The organism is Stieleria maiorica (assembly GCF_008035925.1).
Lineage (GTDB): Bacteria > Planctomycetota > Planctomycetia > Pirellulales > Pirellulaceae > Stieleria > Stieleria maiorica.
Window position 1 is genome coordinate 2,843,410 of record NZ_CP036264.1, and the last position, 21,829, is coordinate 2,865,238.

The 21,829-nt window shown below is 60.2% G+C and carries 15 protein-coding genes; 5 read left to right on the plus strand and 10 right to left on the minus strand.

Annotated elements, in window-relative coordinates:
- Positions 1-129 precede the first annotated feature (129 nt).
- A complete protein-coding gene (locus Mal15_RS09790; protein ID WP_147867584.1) occupies positions 130-1,467 on the plus strand; it encodes a DUF1552 domain-containing protein in 1,338 nt (445 codons plus the stop codon).
- Positions 1,467-3,959 (plus strand): DUF1592 domain-containing protein, encoded by a 2,493-nt coding sequence (locus tag Mal15_RS09795; protein ID WP_233903382.1) that lies wholly within the window; start codon positions 1,467-1,469, stop codon positions 3,957-3,959. Before Mal15_RS09790 ends, Mal15_RS09795 begins: the two co-directional genes overlap by 1 nt.
- A gap of 142 nt (positions 3,960-4,101) precedes the next feature.
- On the opposite strand, the gene Mal15_RS09800 is transcribed toward Mal15_RS09795, so the two are convergent.
- From Mal15_RS09800 to Mal15_RS09820, 5 genes are all read right to left on the minus strand, one after another.
- Complete coding sequence (locus Mal15_RS09800; RefSeq protein WP_147867585.1) at positions 4,102-5,883, minus strand: ABC-F family ATP-binding cassette domain-containing protein; 1,782 nt, start codon at positions 5,881-5,883, stop codon at positions 4,102-4,104.
- A gap of 202 nt (positions 5,884-6,085) precedes the next feature.
- The gene (locus Mal15_RS09805) at positions 6,086-6,814 is read right to left on the minus strand and encodes a MotA/TolQ/ExbB proton channel family protein (protein ID WP_147867586.1); all 729 of its coding nucleotides are present in this window, start codon (positions 6,812-6,814) and stop codon (positions 6,086-6,088) included.
- A 296-nt stretch (positions 6,815-7,110) separates the two neighbouring features.
- Positions 7,111-8,964 carry a GTPase domain-containing protein gene (locus Mal15_RS09810; protein WP_147867587.1) on the minus strand — a complete coding sequence of 618 codons (1,854 nt, stop codon included), beginning with the start codon at positions 8,962-8,964 and terminating at the stop codon, positions 7,111-7,113.
- Positions 8,957-11,083, minus strand: a complete 2,127-nt coding sequence (locus Mal15_RS09815) for a hypothetical protein (RefSeq protein WP_147867588.1) — start codon at positions 11,081-11,083, stop codon at positions 8,957-8,959. The genes Mal15_RS09810 and Mal15_RS09815 overlap by 8 nt, the downstream gene beginning before the upstream one ends.
- A gap of 9 nt (positions 11,084-11,092) precedes the next feature.
- The gene (locus Mal15_RS09820) at positions 11,093-13,345 is read right to left on the minus strand and encodes a serine/threonine protein kinase (RefSeq protein WP_147867589.1); all 2,253 of its coding nucleotides are present in this window, start codon (positions 13,343-13,345) and stop codon (positions 11,093-11,095) included.
- A 203-nt stretch (positions 13,346-13,548) separates the two neighbouring features.
- Between Mal15_RS09820 and Mal15_RS09825 the strand changes: the two genes are divergently transcribed.
- Both Mal15_RS09825 and Mal15_RS09830 read left to right on the plus strand, forming a co-directional pair.
- Complete coding sequence (locus Mal15_RS09825; RefSeq protein WP_147867590.1) at positions 13,549-15,195, plus strand: sulfatase; 1,647 nt, start codon at positions 13,549-13,551, stop codon at positions 15,193-15,195.
- Positions 15,196-15,307: 112 nt separating this feature from the next.
- A complete protein-coding gene (locus Mal15_RS09830) occupies positions 15,308-15,904 on the plus strand; it encodes a hypothetical protein (RefSeq protein ID WP_233903383.1) in 597 nt (198 codons plus the stop codon).
- 278 nt (positions 15,905-16,182) lie between these two features.
- Here the strand turns inward: Mal15_RS09830 and Mal15_RS09835 are convergent, their stop codons facing one another.
- The 4 genes from Mal15_RS09835 to Mal15_RS09850 all read right to left on the minus strand — a co-directional run bounded on the left by Mal15_RS09835 (position 16,183) and on the right by Mal15_RS09850 (position 20,490).
- Positions 16,183-17,466 (minus strand): cytochrome-c peroxidase, encoded by a 1,284-nt coding sequence (locus Mal15_RS09835; protein WP_147867591.1) that lies wholly within the window; start codon positions 17,464-17,466, stop codon positions 16,183-16,185.
- 68 nt (positions 17,467-17,534) lie between these two features.
- Positions 17,535-18,683: an A/G-specific adenine glycosylase gene (gene mutY, locus Mal15_RS09840; protein WP_233903384.1), complete on the minus strand. Its 1,149-nt coding sequence runs from the start codon at positions 18,681-18,683 to the stop codon at positions 17,535-17,537.
- Between the two features lie 38 nt (positions 18,684-18,721).
- Positions 18,722-20,047 (minus strand): PDZ domain-containing protein, encoded by a 1,326-nt coding sequence (locus Mal15_RS09845; RefSeq protein ID WP_167546707.1) that lies wholly within the window; start codon positions 20,045-20,047, stop codon positions 18,722-18,724.
- A gap of 29 nt (positions 20,048-20,076) precedes the next feature.
- On the minus strand, positions 20,077-20,490 hold the full coding sequence (locus Mal15_RS09850) for a hypothetical protein (RefSeq protein ID WP_147867593.1): 414 nt from the start codon (positions 20,488-20,490) through the stop codon (positions 20,077-20,079).
- A gap of 190 nt (positions 20,491-20,680) precedes the next feature.
- On the opposite strand from Mal15_RS09850, the gene Mal15_RS09855 reads away from it, so the two are divergent.
- The gene (locus Mal15_RS09855) at positions 20,681-20,974 is read left to right on the plus strand and encodes a hypothetical protein (RefSeq protein WP_147867594.1); all 294 of its coding nucleotides are present in this window, start codon (positions 20,681-20,683) and stop codon (positions 20,972-20,974) included.
- A 226-nt stretch (positions 20,975-21,200) separates the two neighbouring features.
- On the opposite strand, the gene Mal15_RS33995 is transcribed toward Mal15_RS09855, so the two are convergent.
- Positions 21,201-21,467 (minus strand): lipopolysaccharide assembly protein LapA domain-containing protein, encoded by a 267-nt coding sequence (locus Mal15_RS33995; protein WP_167546708.1) that lies wholly within the window; start codon positions 21,465-21,467, stop codon positions 21,201-21,203.
- Positions 21,468-21,829 lie beyond the last annotated feature (362 nt).

Genomic DNA, 21,829 nt, shown 5'->3' on the forward strand with positions numbered 1-21,829 from the left:
CACTCTCGGCGGAGGGGGATTCTGCATAAGAGGATATTTCGAACGGGTTGGCCGATGGTGTAAACTGGAGGGGCCTTGTGAAGGCCCCTCCGCCTCGCCCACCACTTCCCACCCCGTTGGTCTTTCGCCATGAATCGCCACCGTCCCCCGCGTCCGGTTGTCCGTCGCCGATCGATCCTGCAGGCCGCTGGTATTTCGATCGCACTGCCTGCCTTCGATTCGCTTCGTAACCGCGCCGCCGCGGCGGAATCGGATGCCCCGTCTGCGACTTCCTCACCGGCACCGCGGCGGATGGTTTGCATCGGCAATATGCTGGGGTTTTACCCGGAAGCGTTTTGGCCGGAGCAAACCGACGATGTGAATGCGAGTGGCGGTGGCGATGGTTCGGCGGGTTTGTCGACGACGCTTGCGTCCCTGGCGCCCCACAGCGGCGATTTCACCGTGATCGGTGGTCTGGACCACGGGCTGAAAGGAGGCCACTTTGCGATTCACGCGTTCTTGTCGGGGGTGCGCAGCGTGGACGCGAAATCGATGCCCGACGGAAACATCACGCTGGACCAGTTGGCCGCCGAAACGATCGGCGGGCAGACTCGATTTGCCTCCTTGACCGTCGGTAGCGATTCGGGGATCCATGGCGGCTGCCAAATGTCGTGGAGCCGTTCGGGAACACGTGTGCCACCGATCACCGGGCCGCGGGAGTTGTTCGAAAAACTGTTCGTCGGAATCGCTGCGGCAGACAAACAGCGGGCCGCCGATCGGTTCCGGATGAAGGAGTCCATCCTCGATGCGGTCCGTGGTGACGCCAACAGCATTTCGAAACAACTCAATCGTCGCGACGCCCAAAAGCTGGACGAATACCTGACCTCGATCCGCGACGTCGAACGCCGGCTCGGGGACAGCAAACAATGGATCGACATCGAGAAACCGCCGGCGCCGTTCGACGCCCCGAACAACACCAACATGGTCGACGACCTGCCGATGTTGTACGAGCTGATCGCTCTGGCACTGCAAACCGATTCGACTCGAATTGCAACCTTGGAAATCGGTGGGGATTTCGAAGCCCGCGATTTCGGGTTCAAAAGCGGCTACCACTCGCTTTCGCACCACGGCCAACGCGAAGAGTCGATCGAGGCGCTCAAGACGATCGAGGCCTATCAGGTCGAACAATTCTCTCGTTTCTTGACCAAGCTTCGTGAAACCGAATGCGGCGAATCGAATCTGTTGCAGCAAACCTCGGTGCTGTTCGGAAGTGGGATGGGCAATGCGAATTCCCACACCAACACGAATCTGCCGATCGTCGTCGCCGGCGGAGGACTGCGCCATCGCGATCCGATGTGGTTTGACCGATCGAGCCCGCATCGACCGCCGCTGACCAACCTGTTCTTGACCTTGCTGCACCGCTTCGGAGTCCCCGCCGACCGTTTCTCGACCAGCACCGGCACCTTGACGGGTTTGGAGTTGGTTTGATGCGGCGAACTTCGATGACGGGGCTGCGGCAACAACAGCTGCTGAGCTGGATGTTCGGCTGTTTGATCGCTTCGGTCATGATCGCGACGCCTGCCTTTGCAGTCGATGCAAACGAGTTTCTGCGCGACTACTGCGTCGATTGCCACAACGCCGACGATGCCAGCGGAGAGCGTCAGTTTGAAACGCTTGATTTATCGTCCGCCGGTCCCGACACATTGATCACGCTGCAAGAAATCATCGACCAGTTGACGCTCGGTGACATGCCGCCCGAAGACGCCGACCAACCGTCGGGTGACGATCGGCAGGCAGCGATCGAACGTTTGACCGACACACTGCAGCGATTGCGTCAACAGTCCACCAGCACCGGTGGGCAAACCGTGCTGCGCCGGCTGACGCGCCGAGAATACTTATCGACAGTCGGCGATCTGTTTCAATTGGACATGTCGATGTTTGATCCGACCGATCGCTTTCCACGCGATAACACGGTCGAGCACCTGGATAACGTCGGCGATGCGCTGGTGACGTCGGGGTACCTGCTGGAACAATACCTGGACGCAGCCGAAAAGGTCGTCGAAAAGGCTTTTGCGAACCTCGATCCACCCGAAGAGCAGACGTGGCGTTTCGACGGCGATTTTCACCAGCAACCCGAGCTGAAATTGGCGCACCGGGCGGCATTCAATTTTCGCTACCTGTGTCTGTACGATAGCCCGCTGGCCGACCGTCCCGAGGGTGCCTATGGGCCGCTGGAAGATTTCCGACAGGGCGTGCCGACGGACGGCATCTACGAAATCCGTGTGCTCGCCCAAGCCCTGCATCGTGACACGCCGTACTCCGAGTCGGTTCTGAAGATCGATTTGAGCGAAAAGTTTCGTCTGGGCATTCGGCCCGGCAACGCCGACGCGGGCAGCCTGCATACGATGCAGCCGATTCAACCATTGTTGGCCCAGCGGACGATCGAAGATGGCGACCCGCAGTGGTACACGATGCAGGTTCACTTGGACCGGGGAATCACGCCGCGATTCACCTTCGAAAACGGCTTGCGCGAAGTGCGACCGCTGCACACACGGCTGCACCGGATGTATTCCCATCTGCTTCCCGAGCACGCGCGGGGCGGAAGCGGGATCGTTCGCGGCCGGAACGTGATGTTGCGTTATGGCCAGGTCCCCCAGATCCGAATCCACGAAGTCGCGATCCGTGGCCCGATTTTTCGGCAGTGGCCCAGCCGCACCTTGGCGAGCGTTTTGCCCGACGGAGAGTTCAATCCGGCGGACGTGTCAAAGTTGACCGAAGCGTTCGCTCGCCGGGCCTATCGTCGGCCGCTCAAACCGGGTGAGTTGGATCGGTTGATGGTGGTGTACGAGATCCGCCGGCGAGATGGACGCGAACCGATGGATGCGTACAAGGACACACTCAAGGCCGTTCTGTGTTCGCCGGCATTTTTGTACCTGCACCCCGATTGTCGACCAGAATCCGATCAGTTGTCCCAGCATGCCCTGGCCGCGCGGTTGTCGTATTTTTTGACCGGATCGATGCCAGACGCAATGCTGCGAGACCTGGCCGACTCCGGGCAACTGGACCGAGCCGCATTGCTGGACCAAACTCGTCGATTGTTGGCCGATCCCCGGTCCGATGCGATGATCACCGGATTCACCGACGCCTGGTTGAACCTGCGTGCCCTGGGTGAAATGCCGCCCGACCGCGACACGTTTTGGCGTTATTACGCGTCGAATTTGCAGGGCGACATGAAACGCGAAACACAAGCGTTTTTGCGGCACTTGATCGATGGAAATGCATCGGTCATCCGCTGGTTGGACGCGGATTATTCGTACATCAATCGCGATCTGGCAAAGCTTTATGGCGTCGTCGATCAGGTGCCTGCCGAGGGCGCTGATGAATTCCGCAAAGTCACGTTTTCGGACCGGCGTCGCGGCGGATTGCTGGGCCAGGCGAGCGTGTTGACCGTCTCGGCCAACGGGATCGAAACCTCACCGGTCGTCCGCGGCGTTTGGATGCTGGAGAACGTCCTCGGCACGCCCCCGCCGCCACCACCGGACGATGTGCCGGAGATTGATCCCGATGTTCGCGGCGCGACATCGGTGCGTGACCTGCTGGAGAAACACCGCTCCTCGGCCGCCTGCAACGAATGTCATCGCAAGATCGATCCGCTGGGGTTTGCACTGGAGTGCTTTGACCCGATCGGTGAGCTGCGGAACCGATACGAGAACAAGGCACCGATCGACACCTCGGGCAAACTTCCCAGCGGGCAAACGTTTGCAGGCGTCGGAGAACTGAAAAGGCTGTTGGTCGAGCGGAAAGCGTTCTTTGCCCGTGCGTTCACCGAAAAGATGCTCGCCTATGCACTCGGCCGCCGCGTCGAATTGGGCGACCGGGCGACGATCGACGCGATTCTGGATCGGCTTGCCGAGCAAGACTATCCGACGCGTGAGTTGATCGAGCAAATCGTCCTCAGCGATTTGTTTTCGCGGCGGTAGCGAGTCGAGTCATCATGCACCGCGTGACCGCTGAACACGACCGTTCACCGAACAAGGCAGTCGTAGCTACCTTCACCAGAAGGTGGGCCGCGGCATTTTCCACGCTCTGGCGAGCGTAGCCACGACGTCGTGACGCGACATTCTAGAAATCACTCAACTCCATCCAACGTTCTTCCGCCTGTTCGAGTTCGTTGCCGATTTCGGTCAATTGGTCGTGCAACCGTACGGCTTCCTCGGGGTCGGTTTCGGTCAACAGTTTTTCGTTGATGGATTTCTTTTCGTCGTCCAGTTGGGCGATCTTCTTTTCCAGGTTCTTGAGTTCCTTTTCGGTCTTTCGCGATTGCCGCTGGCTTTCGCGATAATCTTCCGCGCTGGCGGTTTTGTTCGGTGGCGGTGAAGAGGGTTTTCCGGCCGCACGGTCGCGTTCGCGTTCCCCCGCATCCACTTCGCTTTCGACGCTTTGCAGATAGGACTCGTAGTTGCCGAAGTAGTTTTTGACTGTTCCGTCGCGGACTTCGATCACATTGGTCGCGACGCGTTGCATGAAGTGCCGATCGTGCGAGGTGAAGATCACGGTGCCTTGGTAGTCGACCAGGGCATCGGCCAAGGCTTCGACGGTTTCGACGTCCAGGTGGTTGCCGGGTTCGTCCAAGACGAGCACGTTGGCCGTCCCGAGCAACAATCCGGCCATGCACAACCGGGCACGTTCGCCCCCGGAGAGCACTTTGATTTTCTTGTTGATGTGGGAATCGCGAAACAGCAGCGCGCCGGCCATCGCCAAACAATCCTGGCGGGTCGTGTCGGCATTCGATTCGTACTCCAGATGTTCCAGCACGGTCCGCCGGTCATCCAGGCTGGTGTAGACGTGTTGGGCGTAGGTGCCCAACTCGGTGGCGTGGCCCCATTTGATCGTTCCCTCGATCGGCTCCAGTGAATCGACCAGCGTCCGCAACAACGTCGTCTTTCCTTGGCCGTTGTCGCCGACGATGGCGGCCCGTTGGCCGTGTTCGATTTCCAGCGAAATATTTGCGGCGACGGTGTGGCCCGGGTAACCGATCGAAAGCTCTTCGGTTCGCATCACCGTGCCCTGGCGCGGATTGACGCGTGGGGCACGGATGTGAACGGTGGGTTCATCGACTTCCACTTCACTGGTCTGCAAGCGTTCCAATTGCTTGGCCTTGCTGCGCGCCTGGCTGGCGGTGGACGCGTTGGCCCGATTTTTTTCGATGAAGCGTTGCAGTTGTTTTTGTTTGGCGATGACGGTCGCGTTGACGCGGCGATCGTGCTCACGACGTTCTTCGCGGAACTCCAGAAACCGGTCGATCTTGCCGGGATACATCGTCAGCTTGCCGCGCGAAAGCTCCAACGTTTGCGAGCAGGTCGCTTTCAAAAACGCGCGATCGTGGCTGACGATCAAGGCCGCTTTGTTGAACGTCCGTAGAAAGTGCTCCAACAGAATCTGGGTTCGAAGGTCCAGGAAGTTGGTCGGTTCGTCCAGCATCAACAGGTTGGGGTCGTTCAACAGCAGCGCCGCCAATTTGACCCGTGTCTGCCACCCCCCGGAAAGCGATTTCACGGGACCATTAAGGTAGTCCCCCTTGAGTTCGAATTGGCCGGCGACTTCACCGCAGCGCCAATCGGGTTGGCCGCTTTCCCGCATCAAGAAATCCAACGCCGACTCGCCCGGTTGAAACGGATCGTGCTGGCGGAGGTATCCGATCCGCAACGAGGGATGGTGGATGACCTCGCCCTGTTCGAGTTCTTCATCGCCGAGGATCGCTCGCAAGAACGTGCTTTTCCCGGCACCATTGCGGCCGATGAAGCCGACTTTTACGTCGTCGACCAGGGAAACGTCGGCACCATCGAGTAGGACTTGGTCGCCGAATCGCTTATGGGCATTTCGGACTTGAATCAATACGGCCATACCGGCGGACAAACGGGGGGTAAGGGGATGAGGACGAAACGCCGTTGAGGGTACCAAGCCGATGCGGAATCGTCGACACGTCAGGATCAAATGCCAGCCCGTCGCGTGAGCAAGGGGTTCGTGGTGGGGCAGGAATTGATTGCGGGGTTGAACCCGGGCCGCTCGCTGACGCTTCCCGCTGGCAGGATGGCCGCATCGCGGTTCAGGATCGCTTGGGGGCGGCGACGGTTTTTGCCGGGCGGCGTTTGATCGGGGCCAGGGCATGTTGGACTTGGAACGCGACGTCCGCGATCAGCGTGTCCACGCGGTTGCGGCTGACCGCATAGGCCGCCAGCGCGGGGATCGCCACCACCAGACCACCGACCGTGGTGACCAGCGCCTGATAGATCCCTTCGGCCAAGTCACCCGCACCGGCCGCACCGCGAGTCGTGGCAACTTGTTGGAAGGCGAAAATCATCCCGGTCACGGTTCCCAACAGCCCGACCATCGGCGCGATGTTGCCGATCACGCTCAGGTACTCGATCCGCCGCATCATCCGCGCCGACTGTTCGGCCAGTGCATCTTCGACGGCTTTTTCCACACCCTGCCAGCCGTAGTCGACTTCCGCGATCCCCGACAGCAACACCACGCTCAGCACGCTCGGTTCACGCCGACAGGCCGCGTCGGCTTCCGGCAGCCTGCCGGTCAGCAACGCTTGCCGCACCGTTTCACTCAAGCCTTCCGGCAGGACCTCTCCACGGCGGAGCGTCATGATTTGGTCAAACACCAGGTAGGCCGCGAGGAAGCTGAGTGAAAGCAGGACCACCAGGATGACGGCACCCACGATCCCGCCGCTGAGCACGATGTCCAGCAAACCGGTGCTTTCGGCCGCCGCGTCGACATCCCCCTGGGCCAGCAACACATCAAACGGAACGAGCAATCCTTGCGGCATGGTTAGGTCGTGGATGAGTGTTGATGGAGCGGTGACCGTTGGGGGCGATAGTGTACCAGTTCATCGCCGACGCGAAACTCTTGCTTGTTGCCCTCCTGGCAGCCCCGTGCAAACCTCCCGCCGACCCTCGTTCCAAGGCTCCCGCCTTGGAACGCAATGCAGGTGTGGTTCCTGCCACACAAACCGCGTGCAACGCGAGGCGGAGCCTCCGCGAAATGTGTTCCCAGGCGGAGCCCGGGAACAAAGGCCTGGAGCCGGGAGCAAGGGCCTGGAGCCGGGAGCAAGGGCAACAAGACCTAACACCGACCCGCGGAGACCAGGAATTCTGCGTCGGTCAGCAACGGGTCGTCCCAGCGCAGACGCAGCACTCGATCGTGCTGCAATTGGGCGATCGCTTCCTCGTGGCCGCGGCGAATGGCTTGCTGGGCGCGCCCGGTGCGACCGTTGGACTGGGCACTCGAGAGCGCGACCATCGCAAAGATCGCGGTCGGCAAAAGTGACAGCACCAAACTGGTGATCACCATCGCGAACTCCGGCTTGGGAAAGTGTTCCAGCGGATGTCGTTCACCCGAAGCGTCGGTCGCCGAAACGTGCAGCAACGTTTCGTAACTCGCTTTCAGATATTCGCCGTACAGCGCGACGAAGGGGCCGGCCATCAACGCCCAAAAGATCAAGGTTCCGATGATGGCCATGCTGGTGGCGGTCGACGGAGCGACGGAGTTCTCCTCGACCGCGTCTTCGAAGATCTTGTGAGACCGTTCCTGCAACGCGTCGATGCCGGCCAATGACGCGACGTGCTGTGTTTCCGAGCGTGACGAAACACGCCAATCGCCAGCGGCGAGCGATCCCGCACCGTCTTCCTGGTCGTGACGCTGCAACAGCGCCAACTCTTCACGAAACTGCGCCGCCAGCGGTCCCAAGCGATCGGTCACGGCGGCGGCGCTGCGGCGCTGCAGTCCGTCGCGGAGTTCGTCGTTGGCGTTGCGATCGGAGGTCAAGCTTCGCGTCGATGTCCAGATCGTGCTGACCAGGGACGGCAGCGAACCGGACAACGACAACAGCACGCGATCCCAGGCCCCGTGGGTCAAGTTCAACACGCCCAGGATGGAACGATAGGGAAACCAAATCGCGCCGGTCGACGTCAACAGTTTTAGACGCAAACGACTTCGCACGGCGGCTTGCATCGGTCCGTCGGGGCCGACGAGCGTCTGTGCGACTTCGCCGGGCAACTTCGTCGCTTCGTCGTTCAGCCGGCCGACCGCGCGCGTCAATCCGGGCAATTCATCGGCCAACAGCGCGCTCAATGCGGATCGGAAACGGCCGTCCAGCGCGGCCAGGCGTGTCGATTTGCGTCGATCGCTGTCGGGGTTGTTTTCCAACTCGATTTGCAATTGGCGGAGCAACTGGCCGGCCGCCTGAGCGCCGATCTGTTCTTCGTTTTGGCCGCTGAGTTCAAAATCGTTGACCTGGATCGGTCGGGCGATGATGCTTTCGGGCGCCGCGGCACGCAGGTTTGCCAGGAAGGCATCGATGTCGGTATGCAAGGCCGCGTCGTCGGCGCCGATCGTGTTGATCACGGGAATGACGATCGTGCCTTCGCTTGCCACGGCAAGTGCTGACGGCGTCTGCCCGCGGATCTGATCGCGGCGGACGACCAAGACGATGGCCGAAGCCAGCGAGAGCGCCCGTCGGGCGACGTCGGCAATTCCAGCTCGGTTGTCCGTCGCCCCAGGTGCGTCGACCAACATGTACGGCGTGCCGATCGGTTCCATGTCCGCGGTGGAAACCCGAATGAAGCGTTCGAACCGCGGATCCAAGTCGACCGGCGGGTGCGGACCGACCCAAACCAGATCCTCGGTCGCCTGGTCGGCATTGTTGCCGCTGCGGATCGACGCGGCCGAGGGCGAGCGGCGAATCAATTGACGAATCAACCAAGACTTGCCTTGCCCGGTCGCGCCGACGACGGCCAGGACCAGGGCACCGGCGGCACGGTCCTGTGAAAGCAATTGCCGCGCCCGGGCGTGTTCATCGCACAGGGCTCGGACGGCACGCCCCGTTTCGCTGTCGCCCAAGACCGAAGCCCCGGCGCGACGAACCCGATTCAAGAATTCGTCGTCAGGGGGGACGGATGCTTCAGAGGATTCATGCATGTTTGGACTCGCGGGGCAGGATCCCGTTTAATTCTTGACGAAAGGTGCTGTTCATACGATAGACCGCGAGCGTCGCCCTTGCCCGGCCGTCGGAGGCGACCTTGACATTGGGCGTGGGGAACAACACGTTGGATTGCTTGATCCGGATCGACGGCAAGGGGGTGCCGGGATCGATGCCGATTTGGTGGCACAGCAAGACATAAAACATCGACATCTGTTCGACGGCGGCCTGGGTGCTGAGCGTCTGGGCGGTCTTTCCGCCGGCCCAGTAGGCGGAAAAGGCGGTCAGCCCGGCGGCGGCCAGCAATTCGACAATCGACGCGTTGGCCACCAAGACCGTCGCCCCGAAATCGACCGGCAACATCAAGACGCTTCCGAACGCGGCCAGCATCGCCGCCAGTGGCGTCAGCCCGAAGGCCAGCTTTTTATGACGCGGGATCTGCCGCCACATCTCTTCGGCGACGTTGCGCAATTGTTCGCTATCGAACACGACGCGATCGTTTTCTTCAAAGCTGCGTAAGACATCGTGCATCGCTTGGTTCCACGCCGCACCGTCGACCGGATCGTTCTGGCCGTCGAACCAGTGCGGCAGGGTCAGTGCGGCGCCGAAACGACGCAGCGAGATCTCCAGCTCTTCGGGACTGACGAGCTGGCCGACCTTCTTCGCCTTGAACTTTTCCTTGATCGATTCGGCGTACCGTTCTGCCATCGCAGTCGGCACGTACTGTTTGAACAGGTCGGTCGCCGCTTTGGTGCGGCCTTGGATGAAGGTGTTGATCCGCACGCCCCAGCGAGCATACCAGGGGGCGGCGTCACAAAACGCATCGGCCAATTGACGCACGATGCGTTCGCTTTGGTGCATCCGAACCTCCGTGATCGCCCCGCCGGTCGTCTGTTTGGTAAACAGGTTGATCGTCGTGTCAAGCAATGTTTGACGCGCCCGCAAGGTCAGCCGAAGCGACTTTTCCGCGTCCTCTTCGACTGCCGACAACCCGCGGTTCCAGACCGCGCGACGCAGTGCGGCGTGACGCCCCAACAAAAAACGGTCCGATGATTCGGGACGATCAAGTTCACGTGTTAGGTGGGTTAACAATCGGTCACAATTGATTTCCGCGGGCGGGTTCTCGTCGGCTTGGGGCGAGAGTGAAAAGAAGATCGGGAGCGGATCTTCGTCGCTGTTCTCGATCACGAACTCCTGGTCCCCGTCCTTGGCCGACTTCGGTATGAACGGTTCACTTTTGGGCAGTTCAAAATCATAAGCCCCGTAGACGCGTTCGACACCATACTTGCTCGCCTGAGGTTCAAATGATTCCAGAACGTCTTCGGGCGATTGACCGGGACGGATCTTGTTGACGGCCAACAAACGAGGAATGCCCGGCATCAGATCGGAGATCGTTTGCAGGATGTCCCCGAGTGAACGATCGCGGGCCATGCTGGGGGTGGAAACGACCAGAAACGCGCTGCAGAACGTCGATGCCTTGCCCAGCAATTCACGCCGCCGCTCGGGCGAACCGACTCCGAACACTTCGTCGGAAACGATGTCGGGGCAATCCAACAACCCGATCCCCAGGTCATCCAACGCCGGGTCGGTCGCGACCAGGGGCACGCCCAGCGCGTCGACGCCGCCGCTGCGATTGTTGTATTGCTCATGCGCCTCTTCGGGCATTTCCGCCAGCAGCTCGGGCGGGTGTCCGACGGCATCGCCGAAATCATCGAGCAATAACTGCCACAGGTCGGGCTCGTCACGCCATTTTTGAGGCAGCCAGAGGACGAACCGGTGGGTGCCTTGACGGTTGGCGACCCCACGCAGCGTACGACGACGCCCGTGCCGGCTGAGCAAGGCGGCGACCAGGCTGGTTTTTCCGCTGTTGAGCATGCCGGCGACGGCCAACGTCGGGTACTCGGCCAATCGGGCACCGTGAAACACCTGACGCCCCAGCGAAACCACATCGCCGGCCAAATTCGGCTCAATGCGACGCAGCGCCGAGAGGAAACTTTCGTTTCCGGGATCGGGGTAAAGACGCTCGACGGCGGCTCGACGATCATCGTCTTCGAGTAACGCTTTCAGCCGTGGCCAGTCGACCTGGGGCGGGGATTTTCGTCGTTTGTGACCAAACATATCCGGTGTTCAGTTCGCCGTTGATTGAGCCAGTGGGCTGGCCCCTGGACTGGCCGCTGGACGTTTTTCGTTCACGGCGGTGTCACCTTGGGTGCCGTCGGCCGAGGGATTCTCTTCGCTGAGCTCAAAATCGTCCAGATAGGGCCCGTCGAAGATCTCGCGCCACCATAAAGCAGCGTCCGCTTGCGTCCAATGGGGACTGTCGGCACACGCCAGCAGCTCCCCGGCCAGTTGTTGTGCCGACTGCGGTCGTTTTGCCGGGTTCAAACGCAAACACCGCAGCAAGATCTTTTGAAGGTCCTTGGCCAGCGGGACGCCGACACGTCGCTCCGGCGGTTCCGGTTCCTGGTGCAGTTTCTTGGCGCAAATGTCGGTCGCCGATTCGCCTTCCAGCGGTGCCGAGCCGCACAGCAGCGTGTAACCCACCGCACCGATCGAATAGATGTCGCTCAAGACGTCGGCCGAGGCCGCATCACGAATCGACTCGGGCGACATGAACAGTGGCGTGCCGGTCAGCGAATCGACGCGCGTCAACTGGACCGAATCATGATCGATTTGTTTGGCCAATCCGAAGTCCAACACCTTAATCAAATCATGGATCCCGCTCCGCGAGGTCAACAGAATGTTTGCCGGTTTGATGTCGCGGTGGATCATCCCCGCCAAATGAGCTTCCGAGATCGATCCGCAGATCTGCAATAACAAATAGATCACGCGTTCGGCCGGTTGACGTCCGTAATAGTCGACCAGCTGTTCCAGCGAGATCCCTTCGACATACTCCATCACATAAAAAAAGGTGCCTTCATCGGTGCGGCCGAAATCATAGATCTCGACGGTGTTGGGATGCTTCAACCGTGCCGACAACTGAACTTCACGCTGGAACCGGGCCAGTGATCGCTCGGTCGCGTCGGCGTTTTCGAGGACTTTGATGGCGACTTTGCGGTCCAGCAATCCGTGCGTGCCCAGATAGACCGTGCCCATCCCGCCGCGGCCGATCCGCTGATGCAAATCGTATTGTCCCAAACGCCGTTTCAACGCCTCGACGCGACGGGTGTTGATTTCGCGTGGGCGTGTGATCCAGGCAAGCGCCAACAGAACCGCCGCGGCGATCAACGCGGCACCGAAAAGTGCCAGGAACGAATTGCGAATGATTTGCAGCGACGCAAACGCTTCGTCGACATCCAATTCGCTGGCGATCCCGAAATCGTATTCCGAAAGCCACGTCCACGCGCCAACCACGGGAACGCCCCGATACCCGTTGTAACCGACGACGTTCGAACCGGCCCCGCCACGCGTGGCGTTGTCGGCCATCTGCGTCATCGGCCACGTCGTCGGTTCGCCCGGCACGTTGACCTGTTTGAGAAGATTGACGCCGGGGTCGCGGACATGAATCTTCAGCGGACTCGTTTCCCCGGGCGCGAGCAACCCCACTTGGGACAGCTGGGATTCGAATCGGCTGCTCGAAATCATCACCGCCTGCCGATCAAAGGCATAGGTCTCGCCGCTGTTTCCCAATTGAGCCACCGACAGAATCTTGCTGAACTGCTTGGATGGATCGATCATCAACGACAAGAAACCGCCGGTCCGAAGGTCGTGGCGCAGTGGAGCGATCGCGCACATGACCGCAATTTTCTCCGCACCGTTTTCCTGGTTGCCGACCTGGCGTGTCGCGATTTCGAAAGGGCGTGTCACAGAGGCTTTTCCGGACGTCAAACGCTCAAACAGTTCTTTACCAAACGGAATCGCGCTGCCATTGAAGCGATCATCGCTTGAATCCAGTACTCCGCCCAACGGATCGATGATCGCCCAACCCAAGTAACCGGCGTCGCTCAATCGCGCCGTCAGATCCCGCAAGTACTCGGATTGGTGCGATGGCATCTCCTGGGCATCTTCGGAGTCTCGTTCCAGAATCCCGATCGCGATCGAACGCAAACTTTCTTCGGCGGCATACTGTTTGGCCGTTTCTCGCTGGTCGGCCAGCCACAACTGAAGCGCGTTGATGTTGGCCGCCAGCACCGTTTCGAGCGAATTGCGAATACTGCCTCGCACACGCTCTCGCACCAACCAACCCACATACAGCGTCACGCCCAACAACACGGCGACGACCAGAGAGGCGATCAGTGGCGACAAAGGCCCGACCGGAGCTTGGCGAACCACACTCAGAATCGTCGATTGCCCCAGCCCGCGCGGCGCGCGTGGCGACTCGTCGAGTGTTTTCCACTGTGAACGCGTTGGCGGATTGCGGCTGGTATCGTCTCGGGGCATGGTCCCAGTATACGAAGACGCCGAGACCGCGCGAGCCGCCGGCTGGTGGTGGAAGCCGCGAACGGCGTTCGGCGGTCGCTCCCGGCGACACCCTTTCTCGGCGACACCGCCGAGAGCGAAACTCTTGGCGAGTTCCGCTACAATGGGGACGCAATACCAACAGGATCCTCAAGCCCTACTTCCCCGATTCCCCAACCGCATCCATGAACCATCGGCTTGACTTGGCCAGTCACTCTCGTCCCGGCAAATCAATCACAACAGCGATCATCGCCTTCCTGGCGGCTGTCGTGATTCCGCAAGGCTTCGGTTTGCAACCCGTCACCGCCCAGGATGCCGGCGCGCGACAAGACGCCCCCCGACGTCCCAACGTCGTTTTGATCCTGATGGATGACATGGGGGCGATCGACCTGTCCGGTGAAGGCAGCACGTACTATCGATCGCCGCGGATCGACAGCATCGCAAAGCAAGGGATGCGCTTTACAAACGGCTACGCGACGTGTTGTGTGTGCAGCCCTTCGCGGGCGAGCATCCAACTGGGGACCTTTCCCGCCCGCAACGGGATCACCGATTGGATCGGGGCGAAAACAGGATTCGATTGGAAACGTCCCGACCGCTTGCTTCCGGCCGAGTATGTGCACGCGTTGCCGCACGACCAGGTGACCATCGCCGAAGCACTGCGTGAAGGAGGTTATGCCACGTTCTTTGCCGGCAAGTGGCACCTGGGCGACAAGGGTTCCTGGCCGACCGACCATGGCTATCAGGTCAACAAGGGGGGGCATGACAAGGGAAGCCCACCGGGCGGCTACTTCGCTCCGTACACGAATCCGGTGCTCGAGAGTGGCCCCGACGGTGAATCGTTGCCAATCCGTTTGGCGCAGGAAACGGTCCGCTACATCAACGATCACAAAAGCGATCCATTCTTTGCGATGTTGTCGTTTTACAGCGTGCATGGCCCCGTCCAGACCAGCAAAACGCTGTGGCAGAAATACCGCGAACTCGCTCCGCCACTGCCCCCGGGGCAGCAACGTTTCCGCGTCGACCGAACCTTGCCCGTGCGGCAGGTCCAAGATCACCCGGTCTATGCCGGGATGGTGGAAACGGTCGACGACGCCGTGGGAATGGTGCTCGATGCCATCGACGCCAACGGACTGACCGACAACACGATCGTCGTCTTCACCAGTGACAACGGCGGCGTTTCTTCGGGCGATGCGTTTTGCACGTCCAATTTGCCCTTGCGCGGCGGCAAGGGACGGCAGTGGGAAGGCGGGATTCGAGAACCGTTCTACATCCGTTACCCGGCGCTGGTGCCGGCGGGAACATCCGACCAGACACCGGTCACCGGCGCGGACCTGTACCCGACGCTGCTGGAGCTGTGCGGGTTGCCGCTGCGACCGAACCAGCACCAAGACGGCGTCAGTTTAAAACCGCTGTTGACCGGTGGAACGATCCCCGACCGACCGTTGTATTGGCACTATCCCCACTACGGCAATCAAGGCGGAGAACCACATGCGATCATCCGCCAGGATGATTGGAAACTGATTCATTACTACGAAGACGGACGCGACGAATTGTATCACTTGGCCAGCGACCCGGGCGAACAAAGCGATGTGTCGCGAACCCAGCCGGCACGCGCCGCGGCGATGTGGCAGCAACTGGACACTTGGTTGACCGAAGTGGAGGCGAAACGCCCGGAACCGGACCCGCGCTACGATCCGGAAACCACCCAGCGCTACTACCTGGAAAAACAGACGCAAATGAAACAGCGGTTGGAGGATTTCCATTCCCGCATTCTGGAGGCCGATTGGCAACCAAATCCGGATTGGTGGGGAAGTCTGCGTGCGAAAGACTGATTTTTGACTATGCTAAATCAGTCTTGACGGCATCAACGCATTGCCGCTAGCTGTCGAAAGACGACATCGCGAAAACGGGTCCTTCGCACTGTTCTATTTCGGGAGATTGAATATGACGTCACATTCCGGTCACGGGGCTGACAGTCCCGACAACGGCGAACGCAACGGGGACGATCACGGGGGCGATGAACTCGACGGATCGACGATCGAACGGTTCTTTCGTGGCATCAGCGAGTTCATCTTTCACACCAAACTCGGTGTGGCCGACGTCCAACTGGTCGATTACGTCAGCGACCTGATGTTGCGATTCGTCCGCGTCGATTCGCTCTATTGGTTACGCCAAAGCGATGGCATGCGAACCAAGCACGTCGTCCAAATGATCTGTGAAGCCGAACGTCGAATCGGTTTGGCCAAACGTGAAGTCTATCGACATGTCGGTGACTTCACCTTGTTCTGGTCGGGCATGTACCCGGAAAGCTTGGCGGCGAAAAAGAACCGTGGCAACTCACCGGATCAGTTGATCGATTACTGCCGCCAAGGCAAACGCGCTTACGCGATCGCCGCGGAAATCGACGGCGGTGCCGACCGCCCGTCGTCGGAATTGATCCAGCGCATGAGCGAACACTTTGAAATGTGCGCCTATGGGTTGCGTGAAGTCCGACGCCACTGGGAAGAAGACGACGATTCCAGCGGTCTGCTGACCTGGTGAAATGAACCGGTCAACGGCGTGTCGGTTTGATCAGCCCTATGACGCGAGCCCAATGCCACCTACCCCATGAGCCGACGGCGCTAGCCGCGGGCCTCGAATTGCTTTTCGACACCTGTGAGGCCCGAGGCTAGCGCCTACGGCTCAGTCTGTGATCGAAAGTGAGGCCCGAGACTAGCGCCTACGGCTCAGTCTGTGATCGAAAGTGAGGCCCGAGACTAGCGCCTACGGCTCAGTCTGTGATCGAAAGTAGGTGCATTGGACGCTAGTCTACGGGCAACCTACTCGGGCAATCGACCGGTTTGGATCTTGGGAAACGAACCGGTCAGCCCTTCTTTCATAAACGCGACCAGATCGGCTTTCTCTTGATCGGTCAGATTCAACACCTTCATCTTGTCGCTCAACCAAGGGTTCTTGTGTCCGCCCTTGTCGTACCAGTCGACGACTTCGGCAAGCGTCTTCTGGCTGCCGTCATGCATGTAGGGTGCTGACAGTGCGATGTTGCGCAGCGTCGGCGTCTTGAAGGCTCCCTTGTCCTTTTCCTGCTTCGTGACTTCGTAGCGTCCCAGATCGGGCTCGCCAGCTTCCATGCCGACGCCAAGGTTATGGTACTGCTCGTCGGTGAAATTGGCTCCGGCGTGGCAGGTCGCACAGTTTGCTTTTCCGGCGAACAACTTCATGCCGCGCTTGGCCGATTCGCTCATCGGATGCGAGGCGATGGCGGCTTTCAATGCGTCGTACTTTTCTTTCAATTCCGGTTCTTCGTCCAAGTACTCCAAGTCGTCGGCGAACAGTTTCTCAAACGTGTCCAGATCGTTTTGGAAATCGTACGGTGCCGGTCCGGTCACCAGGGCTCGTTCGAAGGTCGCGATCGCTTTTCCGACGTTGTCGATCGTGATGCCATCGTCGAACAGCTTTTCGAATTGCAGTTTGTAGATCGGGTTGGCTGCCAAATCGGCGACACAGGTTTCGTGGCTGTTGCCCATTTCGATCGGGTTCGCGATCGGGCCGACCGCTTGGTCTTCCAGCGTGGCGGCGCGTCCATCCCAAAACTGCGCGTTGCTGACGATGCGGTTGTACGCGACCGGTGAATTGCGGCCGCCTTCTTGTCCACGCACGCCCACACCGAATTGGGTCTGGGCGCCGTAACCTTGCGCGGGGTCATGGCACGAAGCGCAAGAGATCGTGTTGTCGTTGGAAAGTCGTGGATCAAAGTAAAGTTGGCGGCCAAGTTCGATCTTCGCTCGCGTCATCGGGTTATCGGCGGGGATGAACAGATTCCCTTTGGCGGCGTCGAGCCCCTTGGGCAGGGTGATCGACAATTCGACGTGTTGCTCCGGTCGGCTCAGCCAGCTCTTGACCTCTTCGAGAGTGAGCTCGCCGTTGCCAGGAATTCCGGTCAGCAACGAATCGTCTTGGCCGAGAGTCACCGTCGCTGATGGAGCTGCCGAATCAGTATTTTCCGATGGTTCGGCAGAAGCGATCGACAGCAGGCCGGTTGCGGCCAGACAAATGGGGGCCAGTGGAAGGAGCGTTCGCAGTGAAGGTCGAATCAAATGACGCATGATGATGGTGGGCAAAAGGGAGGGCGTTAACGATTGGAACGGACGATCGGTTGATTTAGCGTTCAACTTTATTCAAGCGGCAAAATGGGTTGTGGGTCATCGACCAGGAATTTGGCAATTTTTCGTCCCGTGACGCTCAACGGCAGTGTGCGGATCTGGTCAAGTGAGACCCATTGCCACGGCTCCGGCGGCTTTCGCCTGGTCGCGGCGGCGGCGGCCGAAAACGACGCCTGGTGGACGTGCAGCGAAATGCGATACTTTGTCACCGCATGACGAAGCGTTTGCAGACGAACTCCGGGGGCAATTTTCGCGCCCAATTGATCGGAAAGCCAACCGGCCGCCGCGTCGACCGATTCGGTCGTCGCGTCGGTGCAACGCGGAAAATCCCACAGGCCGGCCCAGCGTCCTCCGTCAGGCAACGGCCGGGCCAAGTACTGCGTCGTGCCACGTGACTGGCGGGCGAGGATCAGCGCGAATTCCGTTCGGTCTTCGTACTTGATCCGTTTAATTTTGCCCGGGATTTCGGACTGCAATTGAAGTTCGGCGGTCCGGCAATGGCTTTTGACCGGACATTCATCGCATTTAGGTTGTTTGGGCAGACAGACCAGCGCGCCCAGTTCCATCGCCGCCTGGTTGAATTGCCCGCTGCCGCGGCGCGGTAACATCCGTGTCGCGAGTTCCCACAACAGTTTGTTGGCGGCGTTTTCCGTTGGCGAGGTGCGCAACGCAATCCAGCGGCTGTAAACGCGCTGCGTGTTGCCCTCGAGCACCGGAAGTTTGGCGTCGGAGGAGATCGACAACACCGCTCCGGCGGTGTAACGCCCCACGCCCGGCAGCGCCAGGACTTGATCGTAGTCCACGGGAAATCGGCCGTCGTGATCGGTCATGATCTTTTTCGCCGCCGCATGCATCGAACGCACCCGGCGGTAATAGCCCAGGCCTTCCCAGTGCCGCATCAATTCGGATTCTTCCGCCGCGGCCAACTCGGCGACGGAGGGAAAGGATTCCATCCAACGTTGATAGTACGGCAGGACCGTCGCCACCTGGGTCTGTTGCAACATGATCTCGCTGACCCAGACGTGATAGGGCGTCGGATCGCTGCGCCACGGCAACACGCGCGCGTGGACGGAGAACCAATCCAGCAGTTTACGTCGCAGCTCGCTTCGCCAGCGCGTCCGCTGCCAATCGTCGTGATGTGGCGGAGTCTCAGTCGACAAGGTTCGCGATCGAGGGGGGGCGTCAGGGGATGTGGGCGTCAGGGGGTGCGCTGTTTCTTCAGCGTTGCGGTCGTGTCAAACACAGCTTCGCCTCGACGATAGCGGATGGCGATTTCGTCGCCGGGAATGTGCGTGTTGATTTGCCGTTGCAGATCATCGAAACGAGTGATTTTGACGTCGTCGATTCGAATGACCACGTCGCCGGCCTGCAACCCGGCGTCTGCCGCACCGCTACCCGGTGTGACTTGGCTGACTTCGCAGGTGTCTTGCAGCGTCGTTTGACACATCACTCCCAAGAACCCGCCTCGGCGAAGTGTGATTTCCAATCCCGGCATTTCGACCCGCAAGCGTTCGGCGCGCTGCTCGGAAACTCCCGTCCCCATCAGATGAAGCGCGTCGCGCAATCTCACTTGGCTCAGTTCGGTCAACAGGTCTTCGTTCAAGCGAACGTAGCGCAGTTCGATCGTATCCAACCGGGCCCGTGTTTGCATCGCCTGGACTGCCCCCGGCGTGAGCTGGCAATCAACGATCACCAATGTCGCCAGATCAGGCATCTTCATCACCGCGCCCAAAATGTCCGACGTCGCCTCGGTCGCTTCGATGACCACGAAATCGATCTCGCGGATCCAACGCAACCACGCCAGGACATCGCGGTCTCCGTTGAATTGTGAGTCGATTCGAACGATCTCGCGGGGGCTGCTGCGCGAGGCCAACGCGACGGTTTCGGTGCCGACAAAGATTCCGGCGTCGGCCAGCTGAACCCTGGCTTCGCGGCCGCGCGTCTCGGCAAACGACTGCAGCGTCGATTCGGCCAAGGTGGCTTTGGTGCCGAAGCTGGTCTCGGCGATCGATTCCAACGTCGCAAGCGCTCCGTCCTTCTGCCACGGCGGTTCGTCTTCGGCGACCTTTGCCAAGATCGAAATGACGTTTTCAACCGTTTCCAAATCACCGGCATCCAGCATGTCGCGCAGGACAGGGATTGATTCCAGACCGCCATCGATCAGGTGCCGCCGGGCAGATTGGCGACGCAAATAGCGTTCATGGGACAGTTGACTGGCCCAGTACTGAAGCGTTCGTTCGCCGGAACGCGTCCGTGAAGGTTGGCCCGTGGCCGGCTGGTCGACGACGGTTTCACCCGCATTTGTTTCCCCCGCATCGCCGGCGGGGGGCGCAGGCGACTCGGTCGATCGATTGCCGACCGAGTCTGTCGCTGACTGCGGAGCAGGAACCTGATCGGTAGCAATAGGAACCTGTGCGGCCACGCGGTTGGCCGCGCCGATCAAAGACGCCGCAGCAACCAGCCCGGCGACGCACACCACTGCGGCGACGCGGGGACGACATCGGTGGTTGCGCCGAGAGTCCATGCGAGCGTCAATGACCATATCCCCCACCGCTAGCCGATGCACCAACGTTCGTTGAACCACTCGACACGGTCCGCACGACGCGGGTTGTACTTCGTCTCGGGGTTGAATTTGTGCGTCTTCAAGAACGACATGAATGCCTTGCCGGGCACCTCGGCGTGCTGGGCGATGATGTCGACGTGCTCGCTCTCGGGTTTCCAGTCGTACAGGATTTTGTTGTCGGATTCGAATTTTTCGTCCAGGTACTCGATGTTGGCCGAGCTGCAAACGACGAAGTCGCAATCACGCTTGCACAGGAAATTCAACAGCTTGGACGCCAGGGCGCGCGTCTCGACTAACTGGCCGTCACAGGTCGCCGAGGCGATGTTCCAAATGGAGACGAAACTGTGCTCGTCCTGGTCGTCCGGTGAAATTTTGAAATCGATTTCGTCTTCGGCGGCTGCCATGCTGATCAGGCCTTCTCAGAAGGGGGGGGATGATTGTTTCAGTCCCCCGATTCTAGACGATTCTTGTCGATTCGCACAGAGTCACCTCGGGCGTGACCGGACGTGTCATGACGCTCTCGATGATTCAGCCAACGAATGAGACATCGCTCATTCGAGACGTGTTTGGACTGTTTCGCCGGAGCCTATTGCCATGACCCAAATGATGCTTTTTGACACCTGCACGCTGGCCCCCAACGTCGCTGTGGCCCCCAACGTCGCCGTGGCCCCCAATCCGGCTCCCCTGGCCGCCAGCCCGATTGCCGCCAGCCCGATTGCCGCCAATCCCGCGGTTTCCCGTCCCCGCGCCACCAGAACCGCGGTCGCCGATTCGGCCCCCGCCGACGACGGCCTGCACCGCATGGGCGATTTGGCCCGCCTGGTCCTGCTCCGCTACCAACTGGTCGCCCAACGACGCCAACAAATGGCCGCTCGACGGGGAAAGTGAAGGGGTGAACGGTCGCAAACAGCAACCCTGCCTGAAAGGGGGGCGATCCACTTGTTCCCAGGCTCCGCCTGGGAACACACCGAACCGGAGGCTCGTCTCGCGCTGGCGGATTGGTGTGTGTGGCAGGAGCCACACGGGCATTGCGTTCCCAGGCGGAGCCTGGGAACGAGGAGGATGGGCATCGCGTTCCCAGGCAGAGCCTGGGAACGAGGGAAAAACCGCCCCCTCAACCTCCGTCGACTGCCCCGCCGTCCTGGCCGTCCTTTTTCCCTGTCTTGCCCAACCGCTCCTTTTTTCGATGCAGCATCCAAGCCGTCCACAGGGCGCCGACCATAAATCCGATCAGCCCCGAAATCGCCAACAGCATCGCCAACGGGACTTCGACGTGGAACACCAGCGGCATTTGCAGCAACACACGCTGGGTGTTGGAGAGCGAAAAGATCATCAGCACCAACACGCCGGAAATGATCAAAAACCATCGAATTCGCGCCATGTTCCCCATGTCCCGTGAAGTGCCATATGTCCAGTGAACTGCCGGTGAATTGCCAGCGAAACGGCAACCACTAAAAATCGAGCCCGAAATGCTAGCATTAGTTATGCTGGCATTGGATGCGGGCCGCAACTTTCTTTCCCTGCCTCCATTTCGTTCAAGATGAATCGTCATGGCCAATCAGCAGCAATTTTTTTCCTTCATGGAGCCCCCGGCGGTCAAGCCGCCCGCTGCTGTGTGTCCCCCGGCGTCAAATCGGCGGATCTCGAACGAACCTCAGCCGTCTGGCGCTAGCCTACGGGCCCAGGATCTTCCGGCCCCTGCTCCACCCGATCGAGCCTCGATCCTGAAATCCTTGCGGGCCA

Coding starts and splice junctions, on each gene's coding strand:
- Mal15_RS09790 (WP_147867584.1), top strand. CDS start 130: ATGAATCGCCACCGTCCCCCGCGTCCGGTTGTCCGTCGCCGATCGATC.
- Mal15_RS09795 (WP_233903382.1), top strand. CDS start 1,467: ATGCGGCGAACTTCGATGACGGGGCTGCGGCAACAACAGCTGCTGAGC.
- Mal15_RS09800 (WP_147867585.1), bottom strand. CDS start 5,883: ATGGCCGTATTGATTCAAGTCCGAAATGCCCATAAGCGATTCGGCGAC.
- Mal15_RS09805 (WP_147867586.1), bottom strand. CDS start 6,814: ATGCCGCAAGGATTGCTCGTTCCGTTTGATGTGTTGCTGGCCCAGGGG.
- Mal15_RS09810 (WP_147867587.1), bottom strand. CDS start 8,964: ATGCATGAATCCTCTGAAGCATCCGTCCCCCCTGACGACGAATTCTTG.
- Mal15_RS09815 (WP_147867588.1), bottom strand. CDS start 11,083: ATGTTTGGTCACAAACGACGAAAATCCCCGCCCCAGGTCGACTGGCCA.
- Mal15_RS09820 (WP_147867589.1), bottom strand. CDS start 13,345: ATGCCCCGAGACGATACCAGCCGCAATCCGCCAACGCGTTCACAGTGG.
- Mal15_RS09825 (WP_147867590.1), top strand. CDS start 13,549: ATGAACCATCGGCTTGACTTGGCCAGTCACTCTCGTCCCGGCAAATCA.
- Mal15_RS09830 (WP_233903383.1), top strand. CDS start 15,308: ATGACGTCACATTCCGGTCACGGGGCTGACAGTCCCGACAACGGCGAA.
- Mal15_RS09835 (WP_147867591.1), bottom strand. CDS start 17,466: ATGCGTCATTTGATTCGACCTTCACTGCGAACGCTCCTTCCACTGGCC.
- Mal15_RS09845 (WP_167546707.1), bottom strand. CDS start 20,047: ATGGACTCTCGGCGCAACCACCGATGTCGTCCCCGCGTCGCCGCAGTG.
- Mal15_RS09850 (WP_147867593.1), bottom strand. CDS start 20,490: ATGGCAGCCGCCGAAGACGAAATCGATTTCAAAATTTCACCGGACGAC.
- Mal15_RS09855 (WP_147867594.1), top strand. CDS start 20,681: ATGACCCAAATGATGCTTTTTGACACCTGCACGCTGGCCCCCAACGTC.
- Mal15_RS33995 (WP_167546708.1), bottom strand. CDS start 21,467: ATGGCGCGAATTCGATGGTTTTTGATCATTTCCGGCGTGTTGGTGCTG.